The sequence below is a fragment of the Arhodomonas sp. KWT genome (assembly GCF_010993615.1).
Map to the genome: position 1 here is coordinate 11353 of NZ_WNXE01000038.1, position 2500 is coordinate 13852.

4 protein-coding genes, 1 tRNA gene and 1 pseudogene are annotated in these 2500 nt (G+C 67.0%); 3 read left to right on the forward strand and 3 right to left on the reverse strand.

Annotation, left to right across the window (positions count from 1 at the left end; translation table 11 throughout):
- The 3 genes from G7A99_RS25350 to G7A99_RS08625 all read right to left on the reverse strand — a co-directional run.
- A partial coding sequence (locus tag G7A99_RS25350; RefSeq protein ID WP_371807605.1) for an HU family DNA-binding protein occupies nt 1-201 on the reverse strand: 201 nt, incomplete at its 3' end.
- Between the two features lie 210 nt (nt 202-411).
- Nucleotides 412-488 (reverse strand) — tRNA-Pro (locus G7A99_RS08620).
- 9 nt (nt 489-497) lie between these two features.
- Nucleotides 498-1457 (reverse strand): polyprenyl synthetase family protein, encoded by a 960-nt coding sequence (locus G7A99_RS08625; RefSeq protein WP_163139553.1) that lies wholly within the window; start codon nt 1455-1457, stop codon nt 498-500.
- A gap of 179 nt (nt 1458-1636) precedes the next feature.
- On the opposite strand from G7A99_RS08625, the gene rplU reads away from it, so the two are divergent.
- The 3 genes and pseudogenes from rplU to obgE form a co-directional block, all read left to right on the forward strand.
- The gene (gene rplU / locus G7A99_RS08630; protein ID WP_018717315.1) at nt 1637-1948 is read left to right on the forward strand and encodes a 50S ribosomal protein L21; all 312 of its coding nucleotides are present in this window, start codon (nt 1637-1639) and stop codon (nt 1946-1948) included.
- An 18-nt stretch (nt 1949-1966) separates the two neighbouring features.
- On the forward strand, nt 1967-2227 hold the full coding sequence (rpmA, locus tag G7A99_RS08635; RefSeq protein WP_018717316.1) for a 50S ribosomal protein L27: 261 nt from the start codon (nt 1967-1969) through the stop codon (nt 2225-2227).
- 82 nt (nt 2228-2309) lie between these two features.
- Nucleotides 2310-2500 (forward strand): annotated as a pseudogene (gene obgE, locus G7A99_RS25355) (GTPase ObgE); the annotation flags it as partial.

Here is a 2500-nt window from a genome sequence, read left to right on the forward strand (position 1 = left end):
GTTGCGCCCGGTCCGGGCCGCGCGCTCGGTCCGGGTGAAACGCCCGAAGCCGGTAACGCTGACATCGGTGCCGTCGGCAACTGTGCCCTGAATGGTGTCGAACAGCGCGTCCACGACCTCGGCGACCGCCTTGCGAGGCAGCTCGTCACAGCGGTCACGTACGGCGTCGATGAGCTCGTTCTTGTTCATCACAGGATTCATTCGCCTCTCTCCCTTCGATTGCTGTCGGAGTCGGATCGCTCGCCACCGGGCGGCGGCAACGCAGGGTCTGTGGCGGAGTTCAGCAGACGCATTGCCGCCGTGTCCAGCGATTCCGCGACGAGTGTGACCGGGACCACATTACAGGAGGGTTTTGGCGACGCTCCAACGAAAAAGGGGCCGGATCCGTCGATCCGGCCCCTTCTCGGGGAATGGTCGGGGTGACTGGATTCGAACCAGCGACTCCTACGTCCCGAACGTAGTGCTCTACCAAGCTGAGCTACACCCCGGATTGTCTGCTAGTGGCGACGGTCGGCAGCGAATCGTGCCAGCTCAGCGAGGGCCTCGCGGAGCCGATCGTCCCTCGCGAAGGTGAGTGCTGCCTCTGCCTGGCGCGCCTCCTCCTCAGCGAGGCGGCGAGTATAGGCAATGGCGTCGGTGTTTGCAATGGCCTCGCAGACCGCGGTGATCCGTTCGCGCCCGCCGGCCTCGATCGCCTCGCGGATGAGTGCCCGGGTATGCTCGTCGCCGACCTCCATGGCCCGGATAAGCGGCATCGTCGGCTTGCCCTCGGCGAGGTCGTCGCCGACGTTCTTGCCGATCTCCGCGGGGTTGCCATCGTAGTCCAGGGCGTCGTCAATGAGCTGGAAGGCGGTCCCCAGGTGGCGGCCGTAGGCCGCCGCCGCGGTGTCGTCGCCGCCGGCGAACAGCGCGGCCAGGCGGCAGCCCGCCTCGAACAGGGCCGCGGTCTTGCGGTAGATGACCTCGCGGTAGCGGGCCTCGTCCACGTCGGCGTCGTGGACGTTAAGCAGCTGCAGCACCTCGCCCTCCGCGATCGTGTTGGTCGCGCGTGCGAAGGTCTCCATGGCCTCGGTGCTGCCGAGCTCCACCATCATCTGGAACGAGCGGGTGTAGAGGAAGTCGCCGACGAGCACGCTCGCCTCGTTGCCCCAGATATGGTTGGCCGTGTCCTGTCCGCGGCGCTGGTCGGAGCCGTCGACCACGTCGTCGTGGAGCAGCGTCGCGGTGTGGATGAGCTCGACGATGGCCGCCAGCGGGATGTGGCGGTCGCCCCCGTAGCCGGCGGCGCGGGCGGTCAGCAGCACCACCATCGGGCGCAGCCGCTTGCCGCCGCTGTTGACGATGTAGGCGCCGAGCTGGTTGATGAGCACCACGTCCGAGCGCAGGCGGTCCTGGATGGCCCGGTCGACGGCCTGCATGTCCTCGGTGACGAGTTCGCGAATGGCGGCGAGATCCATTAAATGGTCCGTCCCGGGCAGCTCCTGGAGTGGTGAGTCGACCGGATGCTAGAGAGGGGGGTGGGGGGTGTCAAGAAAACGCCCGCGGGAGTTGACCTCGCGCGGCGCGAAGCCTATGATTCGCGGTCTTTAGTTTCCCAGACTGCATTAGCAGCGAACCGGATTTGGAGAACGCAGCCATGTACGCCGTGATCAAGACGGGCGGTAAGCAGTATCGCGTCAGCGAGGGCGATGTCCTCCGTGTGGAGAAGATGGAGGCCGAGGCCGGCTCCACGGTCGAGTTCGACCAGGTGCTCATGGTCGGCGGCGACGACGTGAAGGTGGGTTCTCCGCTGGTGGACGGCGGCCGTGTTTCCGCCGAGGTGGTCTCCCACGGCCGTGACCGCAAGGTCGAGGTGGTGAAGTTCAAGCGCCGCCAGGGCTACCACCGCAAGCACGGCCACCGCCAGCACTTCACCGAGGTCAAGATCACCGGCATCAACGCCGGCTGAATCGGAGGTTAACGAGGCATGGCACATAAGAAGGCAGGCGGTAGTACCCGCAACGGTCGCGACTCGGAATCGAAGCGCCTGGGCGTGAAGCGCTTCGGTGGCGAGGCGGTGCGCGCCGGTAATATCATCGTTCGCCAGCGCGGCACGCACTTCCACGCGGGCGCCAACGTCGGCATCGGTCACGACCACACCCTGTTCGCCAAGAGCGACGGTGAGGTCGTGTTCGAGCGCAAGGGGCCGCGCAAGCGGCGCTTCGTGAGCATACGCGCGGCGAGCTGATCGGCGACCGAACGCATCCCGAAAAGCCCCGTCGCAGGACGGGGCTTTTTTTTGCCGGTAAGGGCCGGCTCGAGGTGGCGGTATGAAATTCGTGGACGAGGCGCGTATCCGGGTCGCCGCCGGTGACGGCGGGGACGGCTGCGTGAGCTTCCGGCGGGAGAAGTTCGTCCCCAGGGGCGGGCCTGACGGCGGCGATGGCGGCCGTGGTGGCAGCGTCTACCTGGTCGGCGACGAGGGCCTGAACACCCTCGCGGACTTCCGTCACAGCCGCCG